26 protein-coding genes and 1 tRNA gene are annotated in these 25,791 nt (G+C 71.0%); 16 read left to right on the top strand and 11 right to left on the bottom strand.

What is annotated here, in order from left to right; translation table 11 throughout:
• The first annotated feature begins 44 nt into the window (after positions 1-44).
• The 7 genes from ABLM29_RS13100 (at position 45) to ABLM29_RS13070 (ending at position 6,098) form a co-directional block, all read left to right on the top strand.
• Positions 45-116, top strand: a tRNA-Val gene (locus ABLM29_RS13100).
• A 124-nt stretch (positions 117-240) separates the two neighbouring features.
• Positions 241-1,794: an AMP-binding protein gene (locus tag ABLM29_RS13095; RefSeq protein WP_349714563.1), complete on the top strand. Its 1,554-nt coding sequence runs from the start codon at positions 241-243 to the stop codon at positions 1,792-1,794.
• A gap of 116 nt (positions 1,795-1,910) precedes the next feature.
• Positions 1,911-2,351 carry an NUDIX hydrolase gene (locus ABLM29_RS13090; RefSeq protein ID WP_349714562.1) on the top strand — a complete coding sequence of 147 codons (441 nt, stop codon included), beginning with the start codon at positions 1,911-1,913 and terminating at the stop codon, positions 2,349-2,351.
• Between the two features lie 127 nt (positions 2,352-2,478).
• The gene (locus ABLM29_RS13085) at positions 2,479-3,600 is read left to right on the top strand and encodes a Nif3-like dinuclear metal center hexameric protein (protein WP_349714561.1); all 1,122 of its coding nucleotides are present in this window, start codon (positions 2,479-2,481) and stop codon (positions 3,598-3,600) included.
• A complete protein-coding gene (locus tag ABLM29_RS13080) occupies positions 3,597-4,340 on the top strand; it encodes a zinc ribbon domain-containing protein (protein WP_349714560.1) in 744 nt (247 codons plus the stop codon). Before ABLM29_RS13085 ends, ABLM29_RS13080 begins: the two co-directional genes overlap by 4 nt.
• 5 nt (positions 4,341-4,345) lie before the next feature.
• Positions 4,346-5,032 (top strand): histidine phosphatase family protein, encoded by a 687-nt coding sequence (locus ABLM29_RS13075; RefSeq protein ID WP_349714559.1) that lies wholly within the window; start codon positions 4,346-4,348, stop codon positions 5,030-5,032.
• Positions 5,033-5,186: 154 nt separating this feature from the next.
• Entirely contained in the window at positions 5,187-6,098 is a 912-nt protein-coding gene (locus ABLM29_RS13070) for a TolB-like translocation protein (protein WP_349714558.1), read from the top strand.
• Between the two features lie 25 nt (positions 6,099-6,123).
• Here the strand turns inward: ABLM29_RS13070 and ABLM29_RS13065 are convergent, their stop codons facing one another.
• Together ABLM29_RS13065 and ABLM29_RS13060 are read right to left on the bottom strand one after the other, a co-directional pair.
• Positions 6,124-7,440: a D-arabinono-1,4-lactone oxidase gene (locus ABLM29_RS13065; protein WP_349714557.1), complete on the bottom strand. Its 1,317-nt coding sequence runs from the start codon at positions 7,438-7,440 to the stop codon at positions 6,124-6,126.
• Positions 7,412-8,641 (bottom strand): MFS transporter, encoded by a 1,230-nt coding sequence (locus tag ABLM29_RS13060; RefSeq protein ID WP_349714556.1) that lies wholly within the window; start codon positions 8,639-8,641, stop codon positions 7,412-7,414. The genes ABLM29_RS13065 and ABLM29_RS13060 overlap by 29 nt, the downstream gene beginning before the upstream one ends.
• Positions 8,642-8,735: 94 nt before the next feature.
• Here ABLM29_RS13060 and ABLM29_RS13055 point away from each other — a divergent pair, with 94 nt between their 5' ends.
• From ABLM29_RS13055 to ABLM29_RS13045, 3 genes are all read left to right on the top strand, one after another.
• Positions 8,736-9,845, top strand: a complete 1,110-nt coding sequence (locus tag ABLM29_RS13055) for a ferrochelatase (RefSeq protein WP_349714554.1) — start codon at positions 8,736-8,738, stop codon at positions 9,843-9,845.
• A 7-nt stretch (positions 9,846-9,852) separates the two neighbouring features.
• Positions 9,853-10,668: an inositol monophosphatase family protein gene (locus ABLM29_RS13050; protein ID WP_349714553.1), complete on the top strand. Its 816-nt coding sequence runs from the start codon at positions 9,853-9,855 to the stop codon at positions 10,666-10,668.
• A gap of 138 nt (positions 10,669-10,806) precedes the next feature.
• Positions 10,807-11,097, top strand: a complete 291-nt coding sequence (locus tag ABLM29_RS13045) for a DUF4193 domain-containing protein (RefSeq protein WP_349714552.1) — start codon at positions 10,807-10,809, stop codon at positions 11,095-11,097.
• A 125-nt stretch (positions 11,098-11,222) separates the two neighbouring features.
• Here the strand turns inward: ABLM29_RS13045 and ABLM29_RS13040 are convergent, their stop codons facing one another.
• The gene (locus ABLM29_RS13040) at positions 11,223-11,522 is read right to left on the bottom strand and encodes a DUF4235 domain-containing protein (protein ID WP_349714551.1); all 300 of its coding nucleotides are present in this window, start codon (positions 11,520-11,522) and stop codon (positions 11,223-11,225) included.
• A 21-nt stretch (positions 11,523-11,543) separates the two neighbouring features.
• Entirely contained in the window at positions 11,544-12,023 is a 480-nt protein-coding gene (locus ABLM29_RS13035) for a DUF3093 domain-containing protein (RefSeq protein ID WP_349714550.1), read from the bottom strand.
• A 105-nt stretch (positions 12,024-12,128) separates the two neighbouring features.
• Here ABLM29_RS13035 and dut point away from each other — a divergent pair, with 105 nt between their 5' ends.
• From dut to ABLM29_RS13015, 4 genes are read left to right on the top strand one after another with little or no spacing between them, the layout of a single operon-like run.
• Positions 12,129-12,569, top strand: a complete 441-nt coding sequence (dut, locus tag ABLM29_RS13030) for a dUTP diphosphatase (RefSeq protein WP_349714577.1) — start codon at positions 12,129-12,131, stop codon at positions 12,567-12,569.
• 53 nt (positions 12,570-12,622) lie between these two features.
• A complete protein-coding gene (locus ABLM29_RS13025) occupies positions 12,623-13,312 on the top strand; it encodes a DUF3710 domain-containing protein (RefSeq protein ID WP_349714549.1) in 690 nt (229 codons plus the stop codon).
• Between the two features lie 8 nt (positions 13,313-13,320).
• Complete coding sequence (locus tag ABLM29_RS13020; protein ID WP_349714548.1) at positions 13,321-13,680, top strand: OB-fold nucleic acid binding domain-containing protein; 360 nt, start codon at positions 13,321-13,323, stop codon at positions 13,678-13,680.
• Positions 13,677-14,435: a DUF3159 domain-containing protein gene (locus tag ABLM29_RS13015; RefSeq protein WP_349714547.1), complete on the top strand. Its 759-nt coding sequence runs from the start codon at positions 13,677-13,679 to the stop codon at positions 14,433-14,435. Before ABLM29_RS13020 ends, ABLM29_RS13015 begins: the two co-directional genes overlap by 4 nt.
• Before the next feature lie 118 nt (positions 14,436-14,553).
• On the opposite strand, the gene ABLM29_RS13010 is transcribed toward ABLM29_RS13015, so the two are convergent.
• Entirely contained in the window at positions 14,554-15,225 is a 672-nt protein-coding gene (locus tag ABLM29_RS13010) for a potassium channel family protein (protein WP_349714546.1), read from the bottom strand.
• Between the two features lie 15 nt (positions 15,226-15,240).
• Positions 15,241-15,891 (bottom strand): potassium channel family protein, encoded by a 651-nt coding sequence (locus tag ABLM29_RS13005; protein WP_349714576.1) that lies wholly within the window; start codon positions 15,889-15,891, stop codon positions 15,241-15,243.
• A 49-nt stretch (positions 15,892-15,940) separates the two neighbouring features.
• Here ABLM29_RS13005 and ABLM29_RS13000 point away from each other — a divergent pair, with 49 nt between their 5' ends.
• Together ABLM29_RS13000 and ABLM29_RS12995 are read left to right on the top strand one after the other, a co-directional pair.
• Positions 15,941-17,998, top strand: a complete 2,058-nt coding sequence (locus ABLM29_RS13000; RefSeq protein WP_349714545.1) for an APC family permease — start codon at positions 15,941-15,943, stop codon at positions 17,996-17,998.
• Positions 17,995-19,128 carry a class I SAM-dependent RNA methyltransferase gene (locus tag ABLM29_RS12995; protein ID WP_349714544.1) on the top strand — a complete coding sequence of 378 codons (1,134 nt, stop codon included), beginning with the start codon at positions 17,995-17,997 and terminating at the stop codon, positions 19,126-19,128. Before ABLM29_RS13000 ends, ABLM29_RS12995 begins: the two co-directional genes overlap by 4 nt.
• 311 nt (positions 19,129-19,439) lie before the next feature.
• On the opposite strand, the gene ABLM29_RS12990 is transcribed toward ABLM29_RS12995, so the two are convergent.
• The 5 genes from ABLM29_RS12990 to ABLM29_RS12970 form a co-directional block, all read right to left on the bottom strand.
• Positions 19,440-20,195 (bottom strand): PP2C family serine/threonine-protein phosphatase, encoded by a 756-nt coding sequence (locus ABLM29_RS12990; RefSeq protein WP_349714543.1) that lies wholly within the window; start codon positions 20,193-20,195, stop codon positions 19,440-19,442.
• A complete protein-coding gene (locus ABLM29_RS12985) occupies positions 20,196-20,870 on the bottom strand; it encodes a vWA domain-containing protein (protein WP_349714542.1) in 675 nt (224 codons plus the stop codon).
• 36 nt (positions 20,871-20,906) lie between these two features.
• Positions 20,907-23,573 (bottom strand): protein kinase domain-containing protein, encoded by a 2,667-nt coding sequence (locus tag ABLM29_RS12980; RefSeq protein WP_349714541.1) that lies wholly within the window; start codon positions 23,571-23,573, stop codon positions 20,907-20,909.
• Between the two features lie 97 nt (positions 23,574-23,670).
• On the bottom strand, positions 23,671-24,063 hold the full coding sequence (locus ABLM29_RS12975; protein ID WP_349714540.1) for a helix-turn-helix domain-containing protein: 393 nt from the start codon (positions 24,061-24,063) through the stop codon (positions 23,671-23,673).
• A gap of 484 nt (positions 24,064-24,547) precedes the next feature.
• Positions 24,548-25,789 (bottom strand): tyrosine-type recombinase/integrase, encoded by a 1,242-nt coding sequence (locus tag ABLM29_RS12970; RefSeq protein WP_349714539.1) that lies wholly within the window; start codon positions 25,787-25,789, stop codon positions 24,548-24,550.
• Positions 25,790-25,791: the final 2 nt, after the last annotated feature.

Genomic DNA, 25,791 nt, shown 5'->3' with positions numbered 1-25,791 from the left:
CGCCCGCCGGCGCAGGCGTCCAGTAGGGTGAGCGCCGCTCGCACGGACGCATAGCTCAGCGGTAGAGCTCCTCGCTTACAACGAGGCGGTCACAGGTTCGATCCCTGTTGCGTCCACCGGAACCCCTCGACCGCTGGTCGCTCGCTTCGCGCCGCTCGTCGCGCGGTCCCCCATCGGGGGTGGGCGTGACCTGTGTCACCTTGCCTATCGTGGCGGTGATCACACCACTGCGGAGGTTCCATGTTCGTCCCGTTCAGCGTCAACGACTTCCTCGACCGCGCCGAGACCGTCTACGGCGACCGCGTCGGCATCGTCGACGAGCCGTCCCAGCCCGCCGCCAGCCTCGGCGAGCTGACCTATGCCCAGATGGGGGACCTGGCCCGCCGCCAGGCCGCCAAGCTGGACGAGCTCGGCATCGGCGTCGGCGAGCGGGTGGCCGTGGTCAGCCAGAACAGCGCGCGGCTGCTGACCTCGTTCTACGGCGTCGCCGGCTGGGGACGGGTGCTGGTCCCGGTCAACTTCCGCCTCCGCCCCGACGAGGTCTCCTACATCGTCGAGCACTCCGGGGCCCGGGTCCTGTACGTCGACCCCGAGCTCGAGGAGTCGCTCAAGGGCGTCGACTGCGAGCACAAGTTCGTGCTCGGCACCGACTCCGACCTGTACGCCGAGCCCGGCGCCGTACCCGAGCCGTGGGAGCACGACGAGGGCGCCACCGCGACGATCAACTACACCTCGGGCACGACGGCCCGCCCCAAGGGCGTCCAGATCACCCACCGCAACATCTGGACCAACGCCGTCACCTTCGGCCTGCACTCCCAGATCGGCGACCGCGACGTCTACCTGCACACGCTGCCCCAGTTCCACGCCAACGGCTGGGGGATGCCGTTCGCGATGACCGGCGTCGGCGCCCGGCACGTCATCCTGCGCAAGGTCGACGGCGCCGAGATCCTGCGCCGGGTCGCGGAGCACGGCGTGACCGTCATGTGCGCGGCCCCGGCGGTCGCGGCCGCCGTGCTGGAGGCGGCGCAGGACTGGGACGGCCCGATCCCCGGCCGCGACCGGGTCCGGATCATCATGGCCGGCGCCCCGCCGCCGACGAAGACCGTGATCCGGGTCCAGGAGGAGCTGGGCTGGGAGTTCATCCAGATCTACGGCCTCACCGAGACCTCGCCGGTGCTCACCTTCAACCGCACCCGCGAGGAGTGGGACGACCTGCCGGCCGAGGAGCGTGCCACCCTGCTGACGCGTGCCGGCGCACCGGCCCTCGGGGTGACCCTGAAGATCGACGACAACCCGGACAGCGCCGGCGAGGTGCTGGCCCGGTCCAACGTGGTCCTGGAGGGCTACTGGGACAACCCGGCGGAGAGCGACCGCTGCCTCGCCGGCGGCTGGTTCCACACCGGCGACGGCGGCGTCATCGGCGACGACGGCTACCTGACGATCTCCGACCGCAAGAAGGACGTCATCATCACCGGCGGCGAGAACGTCTCGTCGATCGAGGTCGAGGACGCGCTCTTCTCCCACCCCGCGGTCGCGGAGGTCGCCGTGATCGGGGTGCCGAGCGAGAAGTGGGGCGAGACGATCAAGGCGCTGGTCGTGCTCATCGACGGCTCCGAGCCCGGCGAGGCGATGCAGGCGGAGCTGATCGCCTGGTGCAAGGAGCGGCTGGCCGGCTACAAGTCGCCGACGTCGGTGGAGTTCCGCGACGAGCTCGCCCGCACCGCCACCGGCAAGCTGCAGAAGTTCAAGCTGCGCAAGGAGTACTGGGCCGACCGCGACCGCCAGGTCAACTGAGCCCGACCGGGCCCGCCAGGGCCTCCCCGGACCCCTGCGCCATCGCGTGGACCCCCGTGCGACGCGGTGGCGCAGGGCACGCCCCGGGACGTACGGCGGACCGCTAGCGTCGTGGCGTGCCCGAACCGACCACCCCGCCCGTGTCCAGCCCCGAGCCGCCCATCCGGGTGGTCGCCGTCGCGGTCCGGGACGCCGACGGGCGGTTCCTGACCGTCCGCAAGCGCGGCACCACCGCGTTCATGCAGCCCGGCGGCAAGCCCGAGCCCGGCGAGACGCCCGAGCAGACCGGCGTCCGCGAGATCCGGGAGGAGCTCGGTGCGGAGGTCGCGGACGTGGCCCGGCTGGGGGAGTGGACCGCGCCGGCGGCCAACGAGCACGGGCGGACGATCGAGGCCGTGGTGCTCACCGCCCGCCTCGTCTCGCTCACCGGCCCGCAGGCGGAGATCGAGGAGCTGATGTGGTGGGACCCGGCCGACGCGTCGGTCCCGGCCGACCGGATCGCGCCGCTGCTCCGCGACGTCGTGGCGCCCACCCTCGCCGACGTTCCCCCGTCCTGAGCGCGAGTCGGCCGAAACTTTCTGCCGACTCACGCCACCTGACGCCGAGGCGGCGGAGAGTTTCTGCCGACTCGGCGGCGTCGAGGGGTCGCCCACGGCGTCGGGGGACGCCGCTACCCTGACCGGCATGCCGGCCCTCAAGGAAGTCCTGGACCTGATCCACACCTGGTACCCACCGGCCACCGCCGAGTCGTGGGACGCCGTCGGCCTCGTGTACGGCGATCCCGAGCGCGAGGTGCGGCGCGTGATGTTCGCCGTCGACCCGACCGAGGCCGTCGCCGCGGAGGCCGCCGAGTGGAAGGCCGACCTGCTCGTGGTCCACCACCCGCTCTTCCTCAAGCCGGTGCACGGGTTCCCCGCGACGACGCCGAAGGGCCGCACGCTGGCCGCGCTCGCGGGCGCAGGCTGTGCCCTGCTCACCGCCCACACCAACGCCGACCAGGCGGTCGACGGGGTCTCCGACGCGCTGGCGCGCGCGCTCGGCCTCACCGACGTTGCCCCGATCCTGCGGGCGCCGCGCGAGCCGATGGACAAGCTGACCGCCTACGTGCCCGCCGACGCCGCGGCGCCGGTGCGCGCGGCGATCGCCGAGGCCGGCGCCGGCCGGCTCGGCGACTACGAGTTCGCCTCGTTCACCAGCGCCCCGGGCGAGACGCGGTTCCGTCCCCTGGAGGGCGCCAACCCGATGATCGGCACGGTCGGCGAGATCGAGACGGTCGAGGAGGTCCGCGTCGAGGCGGTGCTGCTGCGCTCGCGGCGCGCAGCGGTGGTGAGCGCGATGCTCGCCGCCCACCCCTACGAGGAGCCCGCGTACGACGTCAGCGAGGTCGCCGACCCCGGGCTGACCGAGACCGGCACGGGCCGGGTCGGCAGCCTGCCGCCGGTGACGCTGCGCGAGTTCGCCGAGACCGTCTCCAAGGCGCTGCCGCACACCGAGCACGGCGTGCGGGTCGCCGGCGACCCCGACCGTCTCGTCTCGCGGGTCGCTCTCTGCGGTGGCGCCGGGGACTTCCTCCTCGACCGGGTCGCGGGCAGCGGGGTGGACGTCTACCTGACCAGCGACCTGCGGCACCACCCGGCCGCCGAGTTCGTCGAGAAGGGCGGCCCCGCCCTGGTCGACGTGGCCCACTGGGCGGCCGAGTGGACGTGGCTCCCGGTGGTCGAGGCACGCCTGCAGGGTGCGCTGGGTGAGACGGTGGAGACCCGGGTGAGCACAATCGTCACCGATCCCTGGACAATGAGGGTATGAAGGCCGACCCCTCCGCCCAGCTGAAGCTGCTCGAGCTCCAGGCGATCGACTCCCAGATCGACCAGCTCCGCCATCAGCGGGCGAACCCGCCGCAGGCGGCGGAGATCGCGACGCTGACGTCGCGTCGTACCGAGACCACCGGTTGGGTGCGCGACCAGCAGATCGTCGTCGACGACCTCGCGGTCGTGCAGGCCCAGGCCGACGCCGACGTGGAGCAGGTCAAGGCGCGCCGCAAGCGCGACCAGGACCGGATCGACGCCGGCCTGGTCAGCAACCCGAAGGACCTGGAGCGGATGCAGCACGAGCTGCAGAGCCTCGAGCGCCGCATCGGGACCCTGGAGGACGAGGAGCTCGAGGTCATGGAGCGCCTGGAGGAGGCCCAGACCGGGCTCACGGCGCTCACCTCCGACCTCGCCGAGATCGAGCAGCAGCTCGCCGCGCTCACCCAGGCGCGGGCCGAGGAGGCGGCGGCCCTCGACGAGCGGATCGCGGACGCCTCCGCCCGCCGCACGCCGGTGGCCGAGGGCATCGCCGCGGACCTGCTGGCGCTCTACGAGAAGCTGCGGGCCGCCAAGGGCGGCGTCGGCGCGGCGCTGCTGCGGGCCCGCCAGTGCGGCGGCTGCATGCTGACGCTGGACAACCTCGAGATCGCCCAGATCCGCACGCGCGCCGCCGACGAGGTCGTGCGGTGCGAGGAGTGCTCGCGGATCCTGGTCCGCACCGACGAGAGCGGCCTGTAGCACCGATGGTGGGTCCCGGCGGCCCGCCGACCACGCTGGTCCTGGTCCGGCACGGCGTCACCGCCCACACGTCCGGCCGCCGCTTCTCCGGCGGGCTGACGGGCGAGGACCCGCCGCTCTCGCCGGAGGGGCGCGAGCAGGCGCTCCTGGCGGCCCGCTGGCTGACCGAGCTGGGGGACCGGGTGGACGCGGTGATCGCCTCCCCGGTGCGGCGCACCCGCGAGACCGCGGACGCGATCGCCGGCGAGCTCGGGCTCGTCGTCGAGGAGGACGCGGACTTCGCGGAGATGGACTTCGGGTCGTGGGAGGGCCGCACCTTCGGGGAGGTCGCGGCCGCGGACCGGGCCGGGATGGACACGTGGCTCGGCGACCTCGCCGCGGCGCCCCACGGCGGGGAGTCGTTCGAGGAGGTGCGCGCCCGGGTGCTCGCCGGTCTGGACCGGGTCCTCGACGCGCACGCGGGCCGGACGGTCGTCCTCGCCTCCCACGTCACACCCATCAAGACCCTCGTCGCGCACGCGGTCGGCGCCCCGCTGAGCGCGCTGTTCGCGCTGGAGCTGGCGCCCGCCTCCGTCTCGGTGGTCGCGTTCTACCCCGACGGCACCGCGGGCGGTGGCCGGCGCGGCTCGCTGCGGACCTTCAACGGGCTGCCTCCGGGGCGTCGCACGCTGCTGGACACCGGCCACTGGTGATCAGGTGATCTAGAGCGGTCGCCGCCTTTCCGGCGTTCGGACGCCCGGGCCACGGCCGGCCTGGGAACCTGTGCGCATGAGCCAGGGGCGCCGACGTCGGGCTCGTACGACCGGGCGCGTCCCGAGGCCGGCCCGGCCGCTGATGCTCCTCCTGGTGGGGATCGCGCTGACCCTGGTGGTCGCGATGGTCGTCGTCGTGACCCGCGGCGGTGCGTCGGCCGACGGCGCCCGGGACGGTGCCGGCGGCGGTGGTGGCGCGGAAACGGGCGCCGCGGCGCCCGGCAGCCCCGTGGCGGCGCCGACCGACGACGGCGCCACCTACGTCCGCGCCGCGCGCCAGGAGGCCGGCTGGCTGGTGGAGCGCAGCGACGGCTCCTCCTTCACCATCGACCCGGTGGAGGACCGCTCCGCCGTGGCGCTGGGGCTCAGCCCCGACGGCCGCTGGCTCTCCTACCTCCAGGCCCGGCGGCCCGGCGGGCCGAACGACCTCTACCTGCTCCGCTCCGACCGCACGGAGCCCGAGCGGGTCGAAGGGGTGGCGGCCGCCCCGGGGTTCGCCCACCGGTGGTCCACCGACAGCCGCCTGGTGCTCGTGCCGGCGGTGGACGGCGGCGTCGCGTTCGTGGACACCGACGCCACCCGGGTCAGCGGGCCCACGCCGCCCGGCGTCACGGGCGGCTTCGTCGACACCGACTCGATCGGCTGGGTGCGGGCCCTCGGGGAGGGTGGCACGGACGGCCTGGCCTGGGTGGTCACGGGTCCGGGGCTCGAGCCCGGGTACGACGTGCCACTCGCCGTCGGCGCCGCCGAGCTGGCTCCCGCGGGCTGGTCCGGGCTGGCGGTGCGCCAGGCATCGCTGGCGCCCGACGGCTCGCGGCTGGCGGTGCTGCTCGCCGACGACGGCGGCAGGGCCCGCACGCTGCTCTTCTCGGCGTACGACGGCTCGCTGGTCGGCAGCGGCGACGGCTCCGAGGCGAGCCTCGACCTGTCCTGCCCGCCGCGGTGGGTCGACGGGCGCCTGGAGGTGCTCCGGCAGGGCGAGCCCTGCGTGATCCCCGTCGGCTGACCGGGTGGTCCGGGGCGGCCCGGCGTCAGTCGCCCAGGACCCGCCGCAGGTAGTCGTTGGCGAAGACCCGGTGCGGGTCGAGACGGTCCCGCAGCGCCAGGAACTCCCCGAACCGCGGGTAGAGGCCGGCCAGCGCCGCCGCGTCCAGCGTGTGCACCTTGCCCCAGTGCGGGCGCCCGCCGTGGGTGGTCATCACCGACTCCATCAGGGCGAAGTAGTCGCGGTGCTCGGCGTCGCGGTGGGTGTGGAAGGCCAGGTAGAACGAGTCGCGCGCCGAGGCCGTGGAGAGCGGGATGTCGTCGGCGGGCGCCACCCGGATCTCGACCGGGAACGAGATCCGCAGGTCCGAGGCGTCCAGCACCCGCCGGCACTCGGCCAGCGCGGCGAGCCCGGCCTCGCGCGGGACGGCGTACTCCATCTCCCGGAAGACGACGTCGCGCGGGCTGGTGAAGACCTTGTGGGCGATGTCGGAGTAGGTGCGGGGCCCGAGCATCCGCGCCGCCAGCCGGTTCGCGCGCGGGATCGCCCCGGGGACCCGGTTGAGCAGCGCGGTCTGGGCGCCGAAGACGGTGTTCGAGAGGAACTCGTCGTCGAGCCACCCGCGCCAGCGCGCGACCGGCTCGGCGGCGGTCAGGTCGGTGCCGAGCCGGGTGTTGCGCTTGGTCAGCATCCGGTCGGTGTGCGGGAACCAGTACATGTCGACGTGGTCGGCGCCTGCCGTCATCTCGTCGAAGGAGCCGAGCGCCTCGTCCCACGACATCGGCTGCTCCTGCGCGCGCAGCAGGAAGAGCGGCTCGACCGCGAAGGTGATCGTGGTCAGCACGCCGAGCGCACCCAGGCCGACGCGGGCGCTCTCCAGCACCTCGGGGTTCTCCTCGGCGGTGGCCCGCAGCACCTCGCCGGTGCCGGTGACCAGCTCCAGGCCGACCACCTGCGCGCCCAGCCCGGCCGCCCGGCCGCCGGTGCCGTGGGTGCCGGTCGAGATCGCGCCGGCCAGCGTCTGCTCGGCGATGTCGCCCATGTTGTGCAGGCTGAGGCCGAGGCGCTCCAGCGCGGCGTTGAGCACCTTCAGCTGGGTGCCGGCGAGCGCGGTGACCGTCATGGCCTCGCGGTCCACGCCCACGATGCCGGCCATCCCACCGGGCAGCAGGTGGACCTGCTCGGGACGTGCGATGGCGGTGAAGCTGTGGCCGGTGCCGGCCGCCTTCACCGTGCGGCCGGCCTCCGCCGCGGCCCGGACCACCGCGGCCACCTCGGCCGCGCCGCTCGGCGTGACGACCTCCAGGTCGGCGGCCTGCTCCAGGCCCGACCAGTTACGCCACGTGCCCGGCTTCGGATCCATCAACGCGCTCGTCATGGGACCGCACCGTAGCGCCCACCCGGAGCAGGAGTGCGGCAAGCAACGCCGCGGTGCCGCCGCCGACGCAGATCAGGTACGCCGGCGAGGCCCCCGCGCCGTCGATCACGATGCCCGCGAGCGCGGCGCCCGGCGCGACGCCCGCGGCCAGGCCGGTCTGCAGGAACGCCATGCCCTCGGTCATCCGCGAGGTCGGCAGCACCTGCTCGGCCAGCGACATCGTGGCGATCAGGGTCGGCGAGACCGCGAGTCCGCTGATCATCAGCAGGACGGCCATGGTGCCGAGGTTGGGCGCGACGACGAGCGGCGCCATCGAGCAGGCCAGCGCCAGCGCGCCGAACCGGAGCCGGGTCAGGGTGGAGCTGCGCCAGCTGATGGCGCCGGAGGCGAGCCCGGACAGCAGGCTGCCGAGCGCCCAGAGCGCCAGCAGGACGCCCGCCAGCCCCTGCCGCCCCTGCTCGTCGGCGAAGGCGACGGTGGTGACCTCGGCCGCCCCGAACACCACCCCCAGCGCGATCGAGGCCAGCGTCAGCGGCGCGATCGCGCGCCACGGCATGGGCGGTCGGCGGGCGTCGCCCGCCCGCCTCGGGTGGGGAGGGGGCTCGGTGCCGCGCTGGGCGGAGAAGGCGTAGGTGCCCAGTGTCCCGGCCACCAGCGCGGCCACCAGGCCGGCGGCCGGGTGCACGGAGGTGGCGAGCAGCGTGACGGCGATGGGGCCGACGAGGAACGTCGTCTCGTCGGCGACGGCCTCGAAGGAGAAGGCCGTGTGCAGCCGCGACGGCTGGTCGGCCAGCGTGTGCGACCAGCGGGCGCGCACGCAGGTGCCGACCGAGGGCAGCGAGGCGCCGGCGACCGCGGCGATCAGGTAGGTGACCGGGTGCGGCCAGCCGGCCTGCAGCGACCACATCGTGGCGGCCAGCGCGACGCCCCAGAGCGTGATCACCAGCGACAGCACGCGCCCCTGGCCGAACCGGTCGATCAGGCGCCCCTGCGGGATGGCGAGCGCGGCGTTGGCGATCAGCGCGACCGCCGACACCGAACCGGCGAAGGCGTAGGAGCCGGAGACGTCCTCGGCCAGCAGCACGATCCCCAGGCCGACCATCGAGATCGGCAGGCGCGCCACCAGGCCGGTGAGGCTGAAGGCGGCGGAGGCGCGGGTGAAGATCGCGCGATAGGTGTCGAGCATGGCGACCGCATCCTCCACCCGCGCGGGGCCGGCCGCCAATCGCGGCCGCGGGCGCGAAGTCGGAGCGTTGCGGTGCGCTCCCTAGGATGGCGGCGTGGCGACCTCGGAAACCTCGACGACGACCGTGACCGACCCCTACGACGCCCTGCTCCTGGTCTCCTTCGGCGGACCGGAGAAGCCGGAGGACGTGGTGCCGTTCCTGGAGAACGTGACCCGTGGCCGCGGCATCCCGCGGGAGCGCCTGGAGCAGGTGGGGGAGCACTACTTCCTGTTCGGCGGGAAGTCGCCGATCAACGACCAGAACCGTGCCCTGAAGGCCGCGATCGAGGCCGACCTGGCCGCGGCCGGCATCGACCTCCCGGTCTACTGGGGCAACCGCAACTGGGGGCCGTACCTGAACGACGTGGTCGAGCAGATGGCCCGCGACGGGGTACGCCGCGCGGCCTGCGTCGCCACGTCGGCGTACTCCTCCTGGTCCAGCTGCCGCCAGTACCTGACCAACCTCGACGACGCCGTCGCCGCGGTGCCCGAGGGCCTGCAGGCGCCCGTGCTGGACAAGCTCCGCGCCTACTACGACCACCCGGGCTTCGTGGAGCCGGCGGTCGACGCGACCGTCGCCTCGCTCGGCGAGCTGCCCGGCGGGCTCTCCGGCGAGATCGCGCGGGCGGCCCGGCTGGTCTTCGTCACCCATTCGATCCCCACCGCGATGAACGACGAGAGCGGCCCGGTGGAGTCCGGCGGCGGCGCCTACCTCGCCCAGCACCTCGAGATCGCGGCCGTGGTCGCCGAGGCGGTCGCGGCCCGCACCGGTGCCGCCCGCGAGCACGAGCTGGTCTTCTGCTCGCGGTCCGGCTCGCCGCACACCCCGTGGCTCGAGCCCGACGTGAACGACCGGCTCGAGGAGCTGGCCGCCGAGGGCTGCCCGGGCGTGGTGATGATCCCGATCGGTTTCGTCTCCGACCACATGGAGGTCGTCTACGACCTCGACACCGAGGCGATGGCGACCGCCGAGAGGCTCGGCCTCCCGGCCCGCCGGGCGGCCACCGCCGGCACCGACCCGCGGTTCGTGGCCGCGATCCGGGACCTGCTGGTGGAGCGGGCCGCGGCGGAGCGCGGCGAGGAGCCGGAGCGGGCCTCGCTGGGCTCCCGGGCCCCCGTCTGCGACCGCTGCCCCGCGGGCTGCTGCCTGCCCCGGAACGGATGACCGGCCGGTGAGCACCACGTCGCCCGACCCGCGCACCCTCGCGGACCTCGCCGCCGCCGTCGCGGCCGAGGCCGCCGCGCTCGTCCGCAGCCACGCCGGCGTCGGCGTCGCCGACACCAAGTCCAGCGAGGTCGACGTCGTCACCGTGGCCGACCGGGCCGCCGAGGAGCTGATCCGGGCCCGCCTGCTGGCCGCCCGGCCCGACGACGCCATCCTCGGCGAGGAGGGCGACGACGTCGCCGGCACCAGCGGCGTGCGGTGGATCGTCGACCCGATCGACGGCACGGTGAACTTCCTCTACGGGCGCCCCGAGCACGCGGTCTCCATCGCCGCTGAGGTCGACGGCGAGGTCGTGGCGGGGGTCGTCCACGGCGTCGGCCACGACGTCGTCTACCGCGCCCACCTCGACCCGGAGCAGCCCGGCGGCGGCGTCACGACCCGGGACGGCGAGCCGCTCACCGTGCGGGGGCCCGCACCGCTGGGGCAGCGGCTCCTGGGGACCGGCTTCAGCTACAGCGCCGAGATGCGGGCGCTCCAGGCCGCCGCGGTGGCCCGGATCCTCCCGCGGGTCCGAGACATCCGCCGCGGCGGCTCCTGTGCCCTCGACCTGTGCCAGGTCGCCGAGGGGAGCCTGGACGGCTACGTCGAGGAGGGCGTCAACCTCTGGGACCACGCGGCCGGCGGCCTGGTCGCCCGGCTGGCGGGGGCGCGGGTCGAGCGACTGCCCGGCGCGGGCGGCCGGGAGCTCGTGCTGGCTGGTCCAGAGCATGGTTTCCGGGACCTGCACGAGGCCGTACGATCGGCCGGGTTCCTCGGGGAATAGGGAGGACCTCGGCGCTGTTCCGTGACTCGCAACGGCACCGGTGTCGCGATCCGGCGCCCCATGGTGCACAATCTGCGGCGCCGATCAGGCCGTAGACCCCCACATCGCAGTACCCCCGACCGGGGAGAGGAGAACGTCATGGCGACCGACTACGACGCACCGCGCAAGAACGAGGACGAGCAGTCCGAGGAGAGCATCGAGGAGCTCAAGGCGCGTCGCCACGACAAGAACTCCGGCAAGGTCGACGAGGACGAGACCGAGGCCGCCGAGTCCTTCGAGCTCCCGGGCGCCGACCTCTCGCACGAGGAGCTCGCGGTCGAGGTGAAGCCCAAGCAGGAGGACGAGTTCACCTGCATGAGCTGCTTCCTGGTGCACCACCACAGCCAGCTGGCCGACGCCGACCGGATGATCTGCCGCGACTGCGTCTGAGAGACCGGCCGGAGCCTCGCTCCGGACGACGACGCCGGGCCCCCTCGAGGAGTGGGACCCGGCGTTCTGCGTCTCCTGGGCCGGTCACCGGCCCGGCGACGGCGTCTCCTCGGGGACGTCGCGGCTCAGGCGGTGGCCGGCTCGTCCTTGCGCAGCGGCGGCGGCAGCTCGCCGGTCGACTTGAGGTAGTAGGTCGCGGCGCGGCGCGTCGCGGCCATCTTGGCCAGCGCGATCAGCGTGCCGCTGGCGGCGGCCCAGGCCACCGCCTCCCACAGGTCCACGTCGGGGTCGGCGGGGTTCGACGGCGGCTCCTTGCCGGTCGCCGCCTTCCAGCCGCCGCGGAGCGCCTTGCGCGCCACCGCGGCCGCGCCGAGCCCCGCGAAGAGCGAGAGCGCGGACCAGACCTTGGAGCTGTCATCTGCCATGGTCCGACCCTAGCGCCCCGGTCAGCCGGCGTGTCCGGAGCGGGCCGCTTTCAACGCACCGGCGAGCGCCTCCGGGTGGCGCGAGCTCACCAGCCAGTACGGCGTGGGGTCGGCCCGGTCGCTGATCTGCACCCGCACCGCGCGGCGCAGGTAGGGCCGCATCAGCAGGAAGGCGCGGACGTCCGCGTCGGGGCCGGCCACGCGCCAGGTCTCCTTGGCGTCGAGCGCGGCGACGTCGCCGAGGTGCCGCACCTCGATCCGGGCACGGCCCGCGCGGAACCAGCCGTCGCGCACCTCGACCCGGGCGTCGCCGTACCAGTAGAGGCAGGCGGCGAGGAGGGCGAGCGCCAGGCCGGTCAGCACCCACGGCAGCGGCTGGTCCGGGATCGCCACGATCATGGCGATCCACAGGCTCGCCACCAGCATCGTGCCCTGGGCCCACCAGCGAAGCGGGACGCCCAGACGCTCGTGGTAGTCCACCCGCGCACCGCCGTCGTTCACACCCCGATGATCCCATCCGGCCTCCGGGGCCCGTTGCGTAGGGTCGCCCTCGTGACCGAAGCCAGCACCCCGAGCACCACCGTCGCGCCCGAGCGGGCCGGCCGGCTGACCGTCCAGGTCGCCCGGCTGGACCCGGACGTGCCCCTGCCCGCCTACGCCCATCCCGGCGACGCCGGCGCCGACCTGACCACCACCGTCGACGTCAGCCTCGCGCCGGGGGAGCGGGCGATGGTGCCGACCGGCATCGCGATCGCGCTGCCCGACGGCTTCGTCGCGCTGATCCACCCGCGCTCGGGCCTGGCGGCGCGGCACGGGCTCTCGATCGTCAACACGCCCGGCACGGTCGACGCCGGCTACCGCGGCGAGGTGAAGGTGATGCTGATCAACCACGACCCGACCGAGGCGATCGAGCTGCGGCGCGGCGACCGGATCGCGCAGCTGGTGATCCAGCGGTTCGAGCGGGCCGAGTTCGTGCCGGTTGCGGACCTTCCCACCAGCGTCCGTGGCGACGGGGGCTACGGTTCTACTGGTGTCGGATCTTCCTGAGCGGTCCGACCGGAGACGCCCACGGTCCGCGAGGACCGACGAGGAGGACTGACGTGAGGCTGCGGCGCAAGGCGGGCCGTGAGGAGTCGGCGGTCGAGGAGACCGGGACCACCGGCGCCGCGGATCCGGCGACGAGCGAGGACGGCGCGGGCGACGCGACCGGCGACGCCACCCCCGAGGGTGGCCCCTTCGACATCGACGACGTCGACCCCGCCGACCCCCGCGCACTCGTCGACCTCGGCTCGCTGCTGGTCAGCCCGGCGCAGCTGCAGGGCCGCAACCTCCGCGTGCAGGTCGAGGACAAGACCGGCACCGTCAAGGCGGTGCTGCTCACCGACGACTCCGGCGCGGTCGAGCTGCGCGCGTTCGCGGCACCCCGCAACGGCGACCTCTGGGCCGAGGTGCGCCCGCAGATCGCGGCGGAGACCTACCGCCGAGGCGGCACCGCGACCGAGCGGGAGGGCCGCTACGGCACGGAGCTGCTGTGCGAGGTGAAGGTCGCCATGCCCGACGGCAACCAGGGCGTCCAGCACTCCCGCGTGGTCGGCGTCAACGGCGCCCGGTGGCTGCTGCGGGCGACGTTCCTCGGCGACCCCGCGCGCAGCGCGGAGGCCGCCTCGCTCTGGGACGAGCTGCTGGCCGGTGTCGTGGTGCGCCGTGGCGCCCACGCGATGCCCGTGGGCGAGCAGCTCCCGCTGACCCTGCCGGAGGGGCTCCAGCCCGTCGACAAGCCGACCACCTGACCCGCGCCATGCCCGAGAAGAACCGTCTGCGGCGCACCATCAGTCGATGGGCCAACAGCTCCGAGGCGGAGGCGCGCGACCTGCGCCGTGAGTTCCAGGCGTCCGGCGTGCTCTGCATCGGTGATGCCCCGAACCGTGAGCCGGTGCACCTGCGCGGCACGCTGCGCACCGTGACCCTGCGCCCGCGCGGCGGCGTCCCGGCCCTCGAGGCCGAGCTGTACGACGGCACCGGCACCGTGGACGTGATCTGGCTCGGCCGGCGGCGGATCGCCGGGATCGAGGCGGGTCGCGCGATCGAGGTCAGCGGCCGGATCGGCGAGCAGGACGGTGCTCGCGTTCTCTACAACCCGAGGTACGAACTCCTGTGAGCGGCCCCGCGAACAACCCCGTCCACGACTCGGTCCCGCTCGGCATCGACACCGTCGAGGCGCTGGTCCGCCACCAGCTGGCCCGCGCGCTCGGCGGCCGCCGCGGCATGGCCGAGGCCGGGGTGCCCGGCATCTTCTTCACCGTCACGTGGCTGATCACGAAGGACCTGCAGGCCGCCCTCGTGGCCAGCCTCGTGGTCGCCGGCCTGGCGCTGGGGCTGCGGCTGCTCCAGCGCTCGACGCTGCAGTACGTCCTCAACGCCCTCTTCGGCATCGCCATCGGGTGGGTCTTCGTCCGGATCGCGGCGAGCTCCGGCGGCTCGGAGACCGACCAGGCGCTGGCCTTCTTCCTGCCCGGCATCCTGATCAGCCTCGGCTACACGATCGTGATGGGCTTCTCCTGCCTGATCCGGTGGCCGGTGCTCGGCTTCATGCTGGGCAGCGTCACCGGCGACCCGACCGCGTGGCACGACGACCCGCTGGTGGTGCGGCTGTGCAGCCGCCTCACCTGGGTGATGCTGGCGCCGGGCGCGATCGGCGTGCTGGTCCAGGGGCCGATCTGGCTGCTCGGCCACTACGGCGCGATCGAGGCCGAGCTGGCGGTGCTGCTGATCACGATCCTGCGCACCGGCCTCGGCTGGGTGCTCCGGATCGGGTCGTGGTCGCTGATGATCTGGCTGCTGGCGCGCAACGCCACCCCGCTGTCGGCGGGGCGCACCGAGCCGCTCGCCGACCCCGAGGTCGCCGAGGACTGACCCGCCCTCCGGTGGTTGAGGCGCGAGGCGCGCTAGCGCCGAGCCTCGAAACCACCGGACCGGCGGGGTGGTTTCGAGGCTCGCTTCGCTCGCACCTCAACCACCGGCGCGAGTCGGCTCAGCCGGGGTGCGACGACGGCGCCAGCAGGCGCTCCAGCTCGTCCTCGGCCTCGGCCGGCACCACCAGCAGCAGCTCGTCCCCGGCCTCGACCGGCTGCTCCCGCTCGGGCACGTAGACCTGGCCGTCGCGCAGGATCGTGACCAGCGCGCAGTTCTCCGGGAGCGGGATCAGGCCGCAGGGCTTGCCGACGTAGGGCGAGTCCGTGGGCAGCGTCATCTCGACCAGGTTCGCGTTGCCCTGGCGGAACGTGAACAGCCGGACCAGGTCGCCGACGGTGACGGCCTCCTCCACCAGCGCGGACATGATCCGCGGGGTGGAGACGTTGACGTCCACGCCCCAGGCCTCGGTGAAGAGCCACTCGTTGTTGGGGTGGTTGACCCGGCCGACCGTGCGCGGCACGCCGAACTCGGTCTTGGCGAGCAGCGAGGTGACCAGGTTGGCCTTGTCGTCGCCGGTCGCGGCGATCACCACGTCGCAGCGGTCCAGGCGTGCCTCCTCCAGGGAGGACATCTCGCAGCTGTCGGCCAGCAGCCACTCCGCGTCCGGCACCCGCTCGGGCCGGATCGAGGAGGCGGCCTTGTCGATCAGCAGCACCTCGTGCCCGTTCTGGATCAGCTCCCGGGCGATGGAACGCCCGACGGCGCCGGCGCCGGCGATGGCGACCCTCATCTCACTCCCTCCGGCTCAGTAGCCGTGCTCGGGCCCGCGGGCCAGGACGTCGTACGCGAGGGCGGCGTGCTCCTCGCGGATGGCCAGGTGCAGCTCGTCGCGCTCCTGGATCACCGAGTCGGCGGTCGGCAGCATGCCCTCGCCGAGGCGGTCGATCCACGCGATCCGGGCGCGCGCCTGCTCCTGCAGCTCGCTGACGCGGGAGCCGACCCACACGTCCGGGACCATCATGTGGTCGAGCCGGATGGTGCCCGACGGGTCCCGGAAGTCCGGCTCGGCGCCGGCGGGCAGCAGCCGGCGGAGGACCTGGTCGGCGGTCCACTTCACGGTCGCCACGGTCGTGATCCCGAGCCGCTGGTAGACCTCGGCGCGGCCGGGGTCGTAGATCCGGGCCACCACCTGCTGGATGCCGAACGTCTCGCGGGCGACACGCGCGGCGATGATGTTGGAGTTGTCGCCGCTGGAGACCGCGGCGAACGCGTCCGCGCGCCGGATGCCGGCCTTCTCCAGCACCTGCTGGTCGAACCCGATCCCGGCGACCTTGTCCCCGTTGAAGCCGGGGCCGAGGCGCCGGAAGGCGTCCGGCTCGCTGTCGATGACGGCGACAGTGTGGTTGCGGTCCTCGAGGCTCCGCGCCAAGGTGGAGCCCACCCGGCCGCATCCCATGATCACGACGTGCACGGCATCACCGTAGCGTGCCGTAGGCTCACCGCCCGTGGGTGTTGGTGACGTCTCCAAGCGCATCCTTCTTGGGCGCAAGCTGCGCAGCGCCCAGCTGGGGGAGACCCTGCTGCCGAAGCGGATCGCGCTGCCGGTCTTCGCGAGCGACGCGCTCTCGTCGGTGGCGTACGCGCCGGACGAGATCTTCATCATGCTGTCGCTGGCCGGCGCGTCGGCGTACGTGTGGTCCTGGAAGGTCGGCATCGCGGTCGCGATCGTGATGACCGCGGTGATCGCCTCCTACCGGCAGACCGTGCACGCCTACCCGTCCGGCGGCGGCGACTACGAGGTCGCCACCGTCAACCTCGGCGCGACGGCGGGCACGACGGTGGCGAGCGCGCTGCTGGTCGACTACGTGCTCACCGTGGCGGTGTCGATCTCCTCGGGGTCGCAGTACGCCGCGGCGGCCATCCCCGCGATCAGCGGCCACGAGGTACTGGTCGCCGTCGGCATGGTGCTGCTGCTGATGGCGATCAACCTGCGGGGGATCCGCGAGTCCGGGTCGTTCTTCGCCTTCCCGACGTACGCGTTCATGGTCGCGATCCTCGGGATGTGCGCCTACGGGTTCTTCGAGCTGGCGATGGGCGACCTGCCGCTCGCGGAGAGCGCCCAGCTCGACATCACGCCCGACCCCGACTTCGAGCAGCCGCTGACCACGATCGGCCTGCTGATCCTGCTGATGCGGGCGTTCTCGTCCGGCTGCGCGGCGCTGACGGGCGTGGAGGCGATCTCCAACGGCGTGCCCGCCTTCCGGAAGCCGAAGAGCAAGAACGCCGCCACCACGCTGCTGCTGCTGGCGATGATCGCGATCACGATGATGATGAGCGTCATCATGCTGGCCAAGCAGATGGGCCTGCGCTTCGTCGACCCGCACGAGCTGGACCGGCTCACGATGAACGGCCAGCCGATCCCGGACAGCTACGACCAGCACGCCGTGATCGCCCAGATCGCCAAGGGCGTCTTCCACGACTTCAGCCCCGGCTTCTACCTGGTGATCACGGTGACCGGCGTGATCCTCGTGCTCGCCGCGAACACGGCGTTCAACGGCTTCCCCGTGCTCGGCTCGATCCTGGCCAAGGACGGCTACGCGCCGCGGGCTCTGGGCTCGCGCGGCGACCGCCTCGCCTACAGCAACGGCATCGTCTTCCTGGCCGTGATGGCCTGCGCGCTGATCGTGGCCTTCGACGCCGAGCCGACCCGGCTGATCCAGCTCTACATCGTCGGCGTCTTCGTCTCGTTCAACCTCAGCCAGCTCGGCATGATCAAGCACTGGACGCGGGTGCTGGCCAGCGAGCCCGACGCCGCCGAGCGCCGGCGGATGCAGCGCTCGCGGCTGATCAACGCGATCGGCCTCAGCTTCACCTCCGTGGTGCTGGTGATCGTGGTCATTACCAAGTTCCTCGCCGGCGCCTGGATCACCATCCTCGCGATGGCGTTCTTCTTCGTCCTGATGCGCGCCATCAAGGGCCACTACGCCAAGGTCGCCGACGAGCTGGCCGCCGGCGACGAGGACAAGGTGATGCCGACCCGGGTGCACGCCGTCGTCCTGGTCAGCAAGCTACACAAGCCGACGCTGCGGGCGCTCGCGTTCGCCAAGGCGACGCGGCCCAACGCCCTCGAGGGCGTCTACGTCTCCGTCGACCAGGCCGAGACCGCGCAGCTGCTGGAGGAGTGGGACCGCCGCAACATCGGCATCCCGCTGAAGGTGCTGCACTCGCCCTACCGCGAGGTCGTCCGCCCGATCGTCGAGTACGCCTCCGCGATCCGGCGCTCCAACCCGCGCGGCGTGGTCGCCGTCTACATCCCCGAGTACGTCGTCGGCCGCTGGTGGGAGCAGCTGCTGCACAACCAGACGGCGCTGCGGCTCAAGGGCCGGCTGCTGTTCTCGCCGGGCGTCATGGTCATCTCGGTGCCCTACCAGCTGCGGTCCTCCGAGATCGCCCGCGAGCGCGGCGAGCGCGAGGAGTGGCGCGTGCACCCCGGCGACCTGCGCCGCGGCCGGGTCCGGCAGCGCACCAACCCCCGCGACCGCGACCGGCAGATCCAGCGATGAGCCGGCCCGCGCCGCGCAGGGGCCGACCCGCCGCCCCCCGGCGGGCCAAGAAGCCGCGCGGCGCCTCGGTCGTCGGTCGCCGCTTCGAGGCCGAGGTCGGCCCCGTGGCCCACGGCGGCCACTGCGTCGCCCGCGTCCCCGTCGAGGACGGCACCCGGGTGGTCTTCGTCCGCCACGCCCTGCCCGGCGAGACGGTCGTCATCGAGCTGACCGAGGGCACCGAGGGCGACCGGTTCTGGCGCGGTGACGCCGTGTCGGTGATCGAGGCGTCGCCGGACCGGGTGGAGGCGCCCTGCCCCGTCGCGGGCCCGGGCCTGTGCGGCGGCTGCGACTTCCAGCACGTCGCGCTCCCGGCCCAGCGCGCGCTCAAGGCGGCGGTCGTGCGCGAGCAGCTCGCGCGTCTGGCGCGGCTGGACGTGCCCGTCGAGGTGGAGGCCGTCCCCGGCGACGTGGACGGGCTGCGCTGGCGCACCCGCCAGCGGTACGTCGACCTGCCCGACGGGCGGCGGGGGATGCGCAAGCACCGCTCGCACGACGTCGTACCGGTGGAGGACTGCCTGCTCGAGGCACCGGCCGGGCCGTCGTACCGGGTCGGGGAGCACACCTTCGAGGTCGCCGACGGCGGCTTCTGGCAGGTCCACCCCGGTGCGCCGGCGGCGCTGGTCTCCGCGGTGATGTCGGTGCTCGACGTGCGGCCGGGGGAGTCCGCCCTGGACCTGTACGCCGGCGTCGGCCTCTTCAGCCGCTTCCTCCTCGACGCCGTCGGTGAGTCGGGGCGCGTCGTCGCGGTCGAGGGGGACCCGAGGGCCAGCGAGCTCTCGCTCGCCAACTGCCCCGGCATCTCCGCCTCCGCCGGCGACGTGGGGGAGGTGCTGGCTCGGGAGTACGCCGGCCACTTCGACGTCGTCGTCCTCGACCCGCCACGGGTCGGGGCGAAGCGGGCCGTGGTGGAGGCCGTCGTGGCGAGGGGGCCGCGGGCGGTGGCATACGTCGCCTGCGACCCCGCGGCGCTCGCGCGCGACCTCGCGATCTTCGCCGAGCACGGGTATGTGATGCGGTCGCTGCGAGCCTTCGACCTCTTTCCGATGACGCATCACGTCGAATGCGTCGCGCTGCTGGAGAAAAGTTGATCTGACCTGCGGCGGAGCGTTTCGTGCCGGAGGGGCTCAAGGGCCGAAAGTGGGCAAAGGGCGCGCTTTGGGCGCACTTTGAGCGGAGCGCGACTCGGACTCTAGGCCCCTGTCCCCACGCCACGAGACGCAAGGTGTGGGCCTCGAAGAACCGCCCGACGGACGCGATCGGCCCCGTGCGGTCGTGACCACGTGGTCAGTGTCGGTGCCAGATGCCTACGACTGCGTGGGCTCGATTGCTGGCACTCGCTGCCGAACTCCCGCAGTCGACCACCACCCGCCCGCTCGACGCGTCGCCGTGTCCATTGACGTCATGACCCGCCCGCGCGGCCGAGGATGCCGATTGAGCAGTCGTCCTTGGTCGCATTGCGGATGTTCACTTCCATGACGCGGTTCAGCCGCTTCTTGTAGACCGACCTCTTGCTCTGCTGCGCCGGCGCGGTGCCGACGGCTGTGATGAGCTTTGAGCACGCGCCGGCCAGCTCCCCGGTCCGTGAGTCGAAGAGACTCTCGCTCGTTCCGTCGCTCATCAGGATGAAACCGGCAACCCCGTCTAGCGACCCACGGAAGAGACGCATCGAATCGGCTGCGCGACCAGACGTGACGAAGGTGGTCTGGTTCGCGAACTCGCCGTTGTCGGGCGCAGAGATGACCTTCATCTCTCCGTTCTTGAGGTAGCCGACGACCCCGTCGCCGACATGAGCACCGAGGAAACGATCGCCAGCGACAGCCACGCAGAGGAACGTTGATGCCAGGTCCCGCAGTTCAAAGCCCTTCCGGTCTGCCAGGCCTGCGACCTTGGCTACCAGTCGTTCGAGGAGTTCGACCTTGACCAGAGCACCATCGTCGCTTGCGTCGAATTCCGAGAACCGCTCGACAAGTGCCGCGCATCCCTCGTCCACGACTGCTTGAGCCCCCACGTCGGAGTGCGCAGCAGAGCCCGCCCCGTCGGCTAGGCAGAGGACTTGAACGCCGCCGCGCGAGAGGAACTTCGTCCGGTCCTGGCCGGGCGTTCCCTCGCGCAGATGCCCGCGACCCCTGACGTGGAGGTGGTACTCCTTGAACACTTACAGCTCCGCCCAGCCCGCGAGTCCTTCGAGGTCAAGCCTGACGGTGTCGCCCGGGGTCGACCGCGACACGCGCGCGACGGACTTGGAGAGCCACTCGAAGAACTCCTTGAACTTGAGCCCGTCCAGCCGGAGTGGCGGGCGGTGGGGGCTGAATCGGGCCAGCTGCGCCATGTCTGCGTGGCTGCCGATGCCGATCGGAAAGACGGTGAGCTTCTTGGCGCCGACGAGGTCGACGACGCGCTTCACGGCGTGGTCGATGTTGTCCGTGGGCGCGCCGTCTGTCATGAGCACCAACCAGGGCTGGTAGTACAGGACGCCGCTGCCGGAGTACGTCGCTTTCCGCTTCTCTAGCGTGTCTAGGGCCAGGTTCACGCCGGGCCCCATTGCCGTCATGCCATCTGCGGTCAACGAGGAGATGCGCTGAAGTCGCTCGATGCTGGCGAAGTCGTGGACCAGGCCCGCCGCAGAGTTGAACTCCACGATGTTGATCTCGGCCGAGTCGTGGGCGTCGTCGTCCTCATCGATGGCGTCATAGAAGAGGTTGACGCCGCGGACGAGTTCCTCGATCGGCGATCCGCTCATCGAGGTACTGGTGTCTAGACAGAGTGACACAGGCACGCGCGGCGTGGGGTTCTCGACGAGGTCGTCGGCCCCGAGGTTGAATCTTGCCACTTGGTTTTCCTTTCAACGTGGAGTGCTGGGGGCTTCTCAGCCACCGAACAGGCGGGCCCAGAGGCCCTTCTTCTTCTTCTTCTTCGCGGTCTTGTTGATGGTTGACGTGGATGTCTTGCCGGTTGTTCCACGAGCCGGATTGGAGGGTGGCACGCACCCAGCGGGATAGGTGCCGCCGTAGCCGGCCTTGTGGGTGGTCGGCACTGGCTTTCCTTCCCTCTGATGCCACTCCACGTTTCCGTAGGTAATGAATGGCTGCTGGCAGCGCGTGCACTTGCGCGAGGGATCGATGGTCTTCGACCTTGCTTGGCGTTCGTCGTCCTTCTTGGCGCAGGCTGGACAGCGTCCGTACTTCGCTCGGTCCTTGGCGATACTGGTGCTGCAGTCTTTGCACTGGACGATGACGGCTCGCGCTGGCGCAGTCCTCACAGGTGCTATGTCCCGGCACTTGTTGCAGCGGGACGGCACGTAGTAATCCTGGGTGTCGTCGTGCCAGATTCCTGCGATGGCGTGGTTGCGCCCGCACTGGGGGCAGTCGACGATCGGGGTGTCGGGCCTGAACGCCTTGCTGCGGATCGGACGGATCTCGTTCGACATCGGGTCGAAGTTGACCTTGGCGTTGCTGAGGTATGCCTTGTACGCCTTGAACGCCTGTAGCCAGTCGGTCGCGGTGGGCCGCTTCTGGTAGTGGCGTCCCTCGTTGTGGAACGTGTCCCAGAAGAGATCCTTGAGTGGCTTGTGGATGTGGCTCCACATGTACTTCCAGTCCCCGTCTGGCTGATTCCGGTCGTTGTACTCCTTGCCGCGAATGGAGATCTGGAAGGCGAATTTTCCTTCCTTGATGAGTTGCACCATGTCGCCGTCGGTTCCAGTCCTGATGTAAGGGAACTGTCCCGTCATGACGATCATGAATAGCATGGTGGCTATAGCGAAGAGGTCGTCCTCGATCGTCCGCAGGTCCTCTGCGTAGCTCTTTCCGAGCATGGACGGCGAGGTGAACATCGGCGTGCCGACCGGGCAGGGATAGCCCTCCACCTGCCAGGAATCAGCATCGATGATGAAGACGTTCTTCTTCTGGTCGACCATCAGGTTCTTCGGATTGATGTCACCGAGGATGACGTTCATTGAGTGCAGGTACTGCACCTTCTCGAGAAACGAGATGCAGACATCAACGAGGTCCGACTTCTTCCAGTTGGGGAACTCCTTCTCGAACTTGCGCTTGTTGAAGATCGCGCGTTGGAACTCGTGGCCCCTCGCTTTAGGCATGACGTATCCCACGAACTCGCCGGCATTGTTCCGCACGACAGCGGACGGGATGCACATTCCCTCCACGACAAGGCCGCGTCCAACGAGCAGCTCGATCTTTTCCTTGCGGTGTTGAGTGATGTGGTCCTTGTCGAAGATCTTGACGACCGTATTGCGGCCTCCCTCGTAGACGGAGCCTTCGCCTCCCTCGCCAAGGAGAGCCCCCAATCTGAAGGAGCCGCTCTTCGTCGCTGACGTCCAACTCACTTCGTCACCCCGTGCGGGCACCGACGTGAACGGCAGCGCAGAGTCGCGAGGTTTGATCCGAGGCGTCGCGGAAAACGGCTTGCTCGCTGCGGCAGGACTGGTCTTGCGTCTTGATGTCGAAGTCTTCGCGACCCGTCGTTGAACTGCGAGGTTCGGCTGAGCCAAGCCGAATGCCTTCTGGAAGTCGTCGAGCAGCGGTTTGAGAGTTGCTACCTCCGACTCGTCCTTGAAGTTCCCGCTCCCGTCCGCGACGTGGGCGGCATGCCGGACGTACTTGCGATGGCCGCGCTCGAAGAGCGCTGCATCGGAGTCAACCTCCAGGTCGCCGTCCTTGGTCAGTACGCCCACCACGAGGCGCTTGGAGAGTCGGTGGGCAAGTAGGCGGATTCTGAGTTTGAGCGTGATGTCATGGGTGAGCAGGCACATCTCGTAGGTACTGGCGAAACGCTCGAACAGCCGAAGGAAGAGGTCGTCCGCATAGGGGTTGGTGTCGTCACCCAAATCCTTTCGCACGAGGTCCACGCGCGCGGCGCTATCAAGGAACGTCAGCGCGGCAGCGGCCTTCTTGATCGCAGCGCCTCGCTCGGGACTCTCTGCGGCGGGATCCAGTTTGCTCTGCTTCTCGAGCTCCCTGACGACCTTCGTAGGCACCACGATCGGGTTACGGTTCGCCACGATGGCGTCCTGGCCACGTTCGAACAGGCGCTTTAGGCCACCAGCGCGTCGGGTGTCGGTGTCCATGAAGATGTTCGTGTCGATGAACAGTCGGCGGTCGGGCTGGAGGAAGTCGACGGGGTCGAGTAGTTGATGGTTTGTCGCGTTGGACACTCTTGCCTCTCCCTGTGTGTTCTGATCCGCAGATCCGATGTCGAACCGCCTCAATTGGCGGGGTTCGAGCCCGGTGCCTGGACCCTGGATTCCCGGCTGAAGGCCGGGAGAGCAAGAGGTCTCCTGCTCACCGATTTTGGGAGCAGCGTCGACCGACGTCGGGTCCTCCTCCCAGGCGAGCCGCTCCTCGAGCATCGTTACGGAAAGGACAGGAGGACGCCCATGCCGTGAGTCGAGAACGACGCCTTCAAGCTCGTCGCCAACCGACGGAATCGCTCCGTCGGGAAGTTCGCCGCGCGGGATGCGTGCCAGCAAGTTCGAATTGAGCTCAACGACGACCCCGTCGACGCCGACCTCGAGCACGACACCCTTTACGACGTGGCCCTCATCGGGAGCTTGTGCAGGGGCCTCAGCTGCCTCGTCGTCGCCGTCCCCCAGTCATCGACCTCGGCGTTTGACCTCATCGATCACCGTCGAACGAGATGTTGCTCTGGAACTGGTCGGCGGCAGCCAGGGACGCTTCGTGATCCGCCTGACGTTGACGTTGGTACTTGACGATCGCGCGCATGGGGATTCGCCGGTGCGAGCCAACGCGGACGTACTCGACGTCGCCAGCGTCGACAAGCTTCATGAGGGTTGGGCGCGACATGCCGAGCATCGTGGCTGCCTCAGTACTGGTGAACAGGTCTTTCACCGGAACGACGACCGCCCCGGTCGAGTGTTCTGCCTCCAGCAGGTCGAGAACCTTCTCGGCAGTCTTGCGGGTCAGGTTGAGTGTGACCGTCACCTCGCCAGGCGATGCTTCAAGAGCGTCACGCAGTGCCTGTATGTCATCCGGCAGGATGTTCGACATGCGCGCTCCTAACTGATGCAGATGATGTCAACTGAAATAACTGTAACCATCTGCAATGAGTGCTGTCCGGTGATTCAAAGTAAAATGTGTGTTCGCGGATCGCATCCACTCCGAGCGGCCTTGCTCCTCGCCCCGCCTCGGGCTGGACGCCGTGGACACGCTAGATCGCCGTTTGGTGCTGGCTGTCTGGTCACTGAAGTCCGTCAACCCGGTAGCTGCCAAGGGGCGTGTAGGCGGCTGAACAGCGCACCCCGCAGGCAGCGACCCTCGCAGTCTGCGGATGCCGAACGGTCAGTCGGGTGACCCGCCGGCCGACGTCGACTCCCTTCTCGGAACCGGCGTTCGAAGGAGGGTTGCGGCGACCGACGGTCGCCGGTGCGCTGGGCGACTCCGGCCGTCTCCAGCGGCGATCCGATTCGTCGTGACTCCATGAGGAAGTCGTTCGCCGACCCTTCGCTGCTTCTCCGCCTCCGCGTCGTCGTGCCTACTCGGGTGGCGGCCCGCTGTCCGATCTGGCCCCCGGTGCGAGGCGCGCGGTGGCCGCCCGGTAATCCGGCACGACCAGCTTCCGGTTGATGTAGTGGCGCTCAGTCACCGCCGACGAGGTGTGGCCGAGCTGGTTCTTGGCCGCCTCGGCGTCGTACACCTCGTCGATCTCGGTCGCCACGGTCCGCCGGAACGAGTGCGGCGTGACGTCCTGGAGGACCTTGAGGTCGGCGTAGTCCTCGACCACCCGGAGGCGCCGCAGGCGGCCCTGGACATTGGTGGGGAAGTGCCAGGTGCCGTTGCGGGTGATGAAGACCGCGTCGAGGTCGTTCGGCGGCTGGGCGACCTTGCGCCGGAGAAGGAGAACCACGGCCCAGTCCGGGAGCGCGATGGGTCGGATCGCCGCGTCGGTCTTGCCGTAGCCGACCCGTTTGCCCTTGGACGTGACCTGGCCGGTGACCATCAGCCACGGCATCCAGCTTTCGTCGTCCCGCCGCTCGGGCGGCCGGGTCAGCTCGATGTCGGACCACCGCAGCGCCAGCAGTTCGCCGATCCGCATGCCGGTGGCGACGAGCATCTCGACGATGTCGGGCAGGTCGACACTCCTCGGGCCGTTGCGCTTCTCGGCGTACGCCCACTCGCGGACGGCCGCGCGTACGGCGTCCAACTCCTCTGCGGGCACCGGCTTCTTCTTCACCCGCGGCACTGGAATCGACGGCACCGCTGAGGCCGGGTTGCCGTTGATGGCCTCGTGGAAGATCGCCAGGTCGAACGCACGGATGAGGATGCTGCGGATCTTCTTGCGCATGTCCAGCGAGATGGCCGCGCTGTCCAGCGAGGCCTGGATGGCCGCCGGCCGGACGTGACGGACCTGGTAGGCGCCGAGGGGGTGCTGGGTCCTGGTGCTGTCCAGGACCCACCGGACATGGGATTGGTAGTGCTTCAAGGTCTGCCTGTTGGGGCTGCCCCCGGCCTGCTCCATCTTCTCGAACCAGAGCTCCAGCAGGTACAGCACCGTGTCCTCGCCGGTGAGGATCTCGTCGCCGAACGTGCCGGTGTGCTCGGCGAAGAACCTCTTGAGGTTGTCCTTCGCCTTGTTCTTGCTCGCACCGGCCTTGCGGTACTCGCGCACCACACCGTCGACGTCGCAGTACCGGGCCCGGGCCTGCCACGACCCGTTCGCCCGCTGCGAGCAACTGATGTCGCCGAAGGTGCCGACGAGAAGCTTCTGCCTGCCCATGT

This window comes from Nocardioides sp. YIM 152588 (assembly GCF_040191335.1).
In the GTDB taxonomy this organism is placed as follows: Bacteria; Actinomycetota; Actinomycetes; order Propionibacteriales; family Nocardioidaceae; genus Nocardioides.
Note: the sequence above shows the minus strand (reverse complement) of the source record. Positions and strands in the feature narration are given on the sequence as shown.

Excerpts from the sequence above, each read along its gene's own strand:
- ABLM29_RS13095 (WP_349714563.1), top strand. The coding sequence starts at position 241 with ATGTTCGTCCCGTTCAGCGTCAACGACTTCCTCGACCGCGCCGAGACC.
- ABLM29_RS13085 (WP_349714561.1), top strand. The coding sequence starts at position 2,479 with ATGCCGGCCCTCAAGGAAGTCCTGGACCTGATCCACACCTGGTACCCA.
- ABLM29_RS13080 (WP_349714560.1), top strand. The coding sequence starts at position 3,597 with ATGAAGGCCGACCCCTCCGCCCAGCTGAAGCTGCTCGAGCTCCAGGCG.
- ABLM29_RS13075 (WP_349714559.1), top strand. The coding sequence starts at position 4,346 with ATGGTGGGTCCCGGCGGCCCGCCGACCACGCTGGTCCTGGTCCGGCAC.
- ABLM29_RS13065 (WP_349714557.1), bottom strand. The coding sequence starts at position 7,440 with ATGGATCCGAAGCCGGGCACGTGGCGTAACTGGTCGGGCCTGGAGCAG.
- ABLM29_RS13060 (WP_349714556.1), bottom strand. The coding sequence starts at position 8,641 with ATGCTCGACACCTATCGCGCGATCTTCACCCGCGCCTCCGCCGCCTTC.
- ABLM29_RS13045 (WP_349714552.1), top strand. The coding sequence starts at position 10,807 with ATGGCGACCGACTACGACGCACCGCGCAAGAACGAGGACGAGCAGTCC.
- ABLM29_RS13040 (WP_349714551.1), bottom strand. The coding sequence starts at position 11,522 with ATGGCAGATGACAGCTCCAAGGTCTGGTCCGCGCTCTCGCTCTTCGCG.
- ABLM29_RS13020 (WP_349714548.1), top strand. The coding sequence starts at position 13,321 with ATGCCCGAGAAGAACCGTCTGCGGCGCACCATCAGTCGATGGGCCAAC.
- ABLM29_RS13010 (WP_349714546.1), bottom strand. The coding sequence starts at position 15,225 with ATGAGGGTCGCCATCGCCGGCGCCGGCGCCGTCGGGCGTTCCATCGCC.
- ABLM29_RS13005 (WP_349714576.1), bottom strand. The coding sequence starts at position 15,891 with ATGGGATGCGGCCGGGTGGGCTCCACCTTGGCGCGGAGCCTCGAGGAC.
- ABLM29_RS12995 (WP_349714544.1), top strand. The coding sequence starts at position 17,995 with ATGAGCCGGCCCGCGCCGCGCAGGGGCCGACCCGCCGCCCCCCGGCGG.
- ABLM29_RS12975 (WP_349714540.1), bottom strand. The coding sequence starts at position 24,063 with ATGTCGAACATCCTGCCGGATGACATACAGGCACTGCGTGACGCTCTT.
- ABLM29_RS12970 (WP_349714539.1), bottom strand. The coding sequence starts at position 25,789 with ATGGGCAGGCAGAAGCTTCTCGTCGGCACCTTCGGCGACATCAGTTGC.